Origin of the sequence: Dysosmobacter sp. Sow4_B12 (genome assembly GCF_052116665.1) — a bacterium.
In the GTDB taxonomy this organism is placed as follows: domain Bacteria; phylum Bacillota; class Clostridia; order Oscillospirales; family Oscillospiraceae; genus Oscillibacter.
Genome location: NZ_JBQKKR010000025.1, coordinates 1 through 3909 on the forward strand (window position 1 = coordinate 1; position 3909 = coordinate 3909).

4 tRNA genes and 2 rRNA genes are annotated in these 3909 nt (G+C 51.9%); all 6 read right to left on the reverse strand.

The features are described 5' to 3' along the window. Positions 1 to 93 (reverse strand): 5S ribosomal RNA (rrf, locus tag ACTQ4R_RS12925); the annotation flags it as partial. Positions 94 to 187: 94 nt separating this feature from the next. Further along, positions 188 to 262, reverse strand: a tRNA-Glu gene (locus ACTQ4R_RS12930). Between the two features lie 175 nt (positions 263 to 437). Beyond that, positions 438 to 513, reverse strand: a tRNA-Lys gene (locus ACTQ4R_RS12935). Between the two features lie 78 nt (positions 514 to 591). After that, positions 592 to 3433, reverse strand: a 23S ribosomal RNA gene (locus tag ACTQ4R_RS12940). Between the two features lie 266 nt (positions 3434 to 3699). Continuing rightward, positions 3700 to 3775, reverse strand: a tRNA-Ala gene (locus ACTQ4R_RS12945). 37 nt (positions 3776 to 3812) lie between these two features. Further along, positions 3813 to 3889 (reverse strand) — tRNA-Ile (locus tag ACTQ4R_RS12950). Positions 3890 to 3909: the final 20 nt, after the last annotated feature.

A 3909-nucleotide genomic window follows, 5' to 3' on the forward strand; every position in this document is an offset into this window, starting at 1 on the left:
GGCCGTCACCAGCCAAGTATTGTGGGCAGAAACGAGCTTAACTACCGTGTTCGGAATGGGAACGGGTGGACCCTCGTCCTAATCAGCACCAACTGCGTTATCCGTGTTACCGGAGAACATACACACTATACACTTTTCGCTTGCACTTGTCAAGCTTCTCCAAATCAAACATTTCATGTTTGATTTGTGGTGACCCGTACCGGATTCGAACCGATGTTAACGGCGTGAGAGGCCGCTGTCTTAACCACTTGACCAACGGGCCATGTCGTCGGAAGAAACTTCACTCCATTCGCTTCGGCCTCCGGCCAAAGCTCACAACGCTCCGTTCTTCCTCCTCTTTCCTCCGCAAACACTTCGCTGGTTTGCGTCGGATACAGAAGCTCTCTTCTGTTTCCCCATCCGAGGTGTACCCGCGTTGAGTACACCTCGAACAGGCTTGGTGCACCTTCACGGACTCGAACCGGGGACCCACTGATTAAGAGTCAGTTGCTCTACCAACTGAGCTAAAGGTGCGGGTTCTTAAGTGCCTTGCACCTTCAAAACCGAACAATGTATCTGCATTTCACTAAGGCTCATTGCCTGCATACTTTGTAGGTCAAGCCCTCGGGCTATTAGTACCGGTCAGCTACACACATTACTGCGCTTCCACCTCCGGCCTATCAACCAGGTAGTCTTCCTGGGCCCTTACCTCATGAAGAGTGAGAGATCTCATCTTAGGGGGAGTTTCACGCTTAGATGCTTTCAGCGTTTATCTCGTCCGTACATAGCTACCCAGCTATGCCCTTGGCAGGACAACTGGTGCACCAGAGGTACGTCCATCCCGGTCCTCTCGTACTAAGGACAGCTCCCTTCAAATCTCTTACGCCCGCAACAGATAGGGACCGAACTGTCTCACGACGTTCTGAACCCAGCTCGCGTGCCACTTTAATCGGCGAACAGCCGAACCCTTGGGACCGAATTCAGCCCCAGGATGTGACGAGCCGACATCGAGGTGCCAAACCTCCCCGTCGCTGTGGACGCTTGGGGGAGATCAGCCTGTTATCCCCAGGGTAGCTTTTATCCGTTGAGCGATGGCATTTCCACTCACATACCACCGGATCACTAACTCCAACTTTCGTTACTGCTCGACCCGTCGGTCTCGCAGTTAGGCTGGCTTTTACGTTTACACTCACTGCACGATTTCCGTCCGTGCTGAGCCAACCTTTGAGCGCCTCCGTTACATTTTTGGAGGCGACCGCCCCAGTCAAACTGCCCGCCTAACAGTGTCCCCCGACCGGATTCACGGCCGCAGGTTAGAAATCCAGCAGTCCAAGAGTGGTATCCCACCGGCGACTCCACAGAAGCTGACGCCCCTGCTTCCAAGTCTCCCACCTATCCTGTACATGAACTACCGAATTCCAGTATTAAGCTGCAGTAAAGCTCCATGGGGTCTTTCCGTCTAGTTGCGGGTAACTGGCATCTTCACCAGTACTACAATTTCGCCGGGTGGGCTGTTGAGACAGTGCCCAAATCATTACGCCTTTCGTGCGGGTCAGAACTTACCTGACAAGGAATTTCGCTACCTTAGGACCGTTATAGTTACGGCCGCCGTTTACCGGGGCTTCAATTCAATGCTTCGCTTGCGCTGACATCTCCTCTTAACCTTCCGGCACCGGGCAGGCGTCAGCCCATATACGTCATCTTTCGATTTAGCATAGACCTGTGTTTTTGGTAAACAGTTGCTTGGGCCTATTCACTGCGGCCTCTTTCGAGGCTCCCCTTCTTCCGAAGTTACGGGGTCAACTTGCCGAGTTCCTTAACAACCCTTCTCCCGTTGGCCTTAGGATTCTCTCCTCATCTACCTGTGTCGGTTTGCGGTACGGGCACCTTAGCATTCCCCAGAGCTTTTCTCGCCTCAAGGCATCGCCGACTTCGCTACTATAGTTTCGCTCCCTTTCGCCCGGGTCAACCAACGCCCGGGTTCGGCTATCCTCAAGTGTCCCTCTGGTTTAAGTTTCGGTGGTTACGGAATTTCTACCGTATGTGCATCGCCTACGCCTCTCGGCCTGAGCTTAGCTCCCGACTTACCTTGGGCGGACGAACCTTCCCCAAGAAACCTTAGATTTTCGGCCATTATGATTCCCACATAATTCTCGCTACTCATTCCGGCATTCTCACTTCTGTACAGTCCACCGCTCCTTCCGATGCGACTTCACCCCATACAGAACGCTCCCCTACCACTGTACTTGCGTACAATCCTAAGCTTCGGTTGTATGCTTAGCCCCGTTACATTTTCCGCGCAGAGTCACTCGACCAGTGAGCTATTACGCACTCTTTTAATGAGTGGCTGCTTCTGAGCCAACATCCTGGTTGTTTTCGCAATTCCACATCGTTTTCCACTTAGCATACATTTGGGACCTTAGCTGTAGGTCTGGGCTGTTTCCCTTTTGACAATGAAACTTATCTCACACTGTCTGACTGCTATGCATCAATTAGCCGGCATTCAGAGTTTGATAGGCGTTGGTAACCTTATCGGCCCCTCAACCATTCAGTGCTTTACCTCCGGTAATCTAACATAACGCTAGCCCTAAAGCTATTTCGGGGAGAACCAGCTATCTCCGAGTTCGATTGGAATTTCACCGCTACCCACAAGTCATCCGCCACCATTGCAACGGGGGTCGGTTCGGTCCTCCATGGGGTTTCACCCCCACTTCAACCTGCTCATGGGTAGGTCACCCGGTTTCGGGTCTATGGCAACGAACTTCATACGCCCTGTTCAGACTCGCTCTCGCTACGCCTCCGGTACTGAATACCTTAAGCTTGCTCGTTACTATAACTCGCCGGACCGTTCTACAAAAAGTACGTCATCACACTTTAACGTGCTTTGACTGCTTGTAAGCACAAGGTTTCAGGTTCTCTTTCACTCCCCTCCCGGGGTCCTTTTCACCTTTCCCTCACGGTACTGCTCCTCTATCGGTCACTGAGTAGTATTTAGGCTTGGAGGGTGGTCCCCCCTGTTTCCCACCGGGTTTCACGTGTCCAGCGGTACTCTGGATACAGTCTCACAGTCTTCTCTTTCAGATACGGGGCTCTCACCCTCTGTGGCCGGCCTTCCCATGCCGTTCTCCTAGATAACCTCTGCTAAATGACTGTCCACAACCCCGGAGAATAAATCCTCCGGTTTGGCCTCTTCCGTGTTCGCTCGCCACTACTTACGGAATCTCGGTTGATGTCTCTTCCTCGCCCTACTTAGATGTTTCAGTTCAGGCGGTTCCCTTCCTACACCTATTTGATTCAATGCAGGATGACTGGATATTGTCCAGCCGGGTTGCCCCATTCGGAAATCCCCGGATCAATGGATATTTGCTCCTCCCCGAGGCTTATCGCAGCTTGTCGCGTCCTTCATCGGCTCTCAGTGCCAAGGCATTCCCCTTGCGCTCTTTATAGCTTGACCAATCGAAAACGTGCTTTCGCTCGTTCTCGTTTGTGAATTATGCAGGCAATCTCAGATTGAAATTGTAATCGTTACCCTTCATCCTTTCGGATGTTGTTCCACAATTAAATTTACGCTTTCCGTGTCCTTTCAGACACGGAACCTCTCTGTTGCCTTACTTCACTTGCATTTACATTGTTCAGTTTTCAAGGTGCAAAACACTTCCAGCCTCGTTTGAAGCCAGATTGAAACACTCAAACTGTTGAATGCTTCAATCTAATCTCAAATGGTGGAGATTAGCGGGATCGAACCGCTGACCTCCTGCTTGCAAGGCAGGCGCTCTCCCAGCTGAGCTAAACCCCCGTAATCTATTCCCATCCGTCTCCGGACTTCTTTTTGTTGGTGGGCCCGAGTGGGCTCGAACCACCGACCTTACGATTATCAGTCGTACGCTCTAGCCAGCTGAGCTACGGGCCCATAACCACCAAGGGTACGTG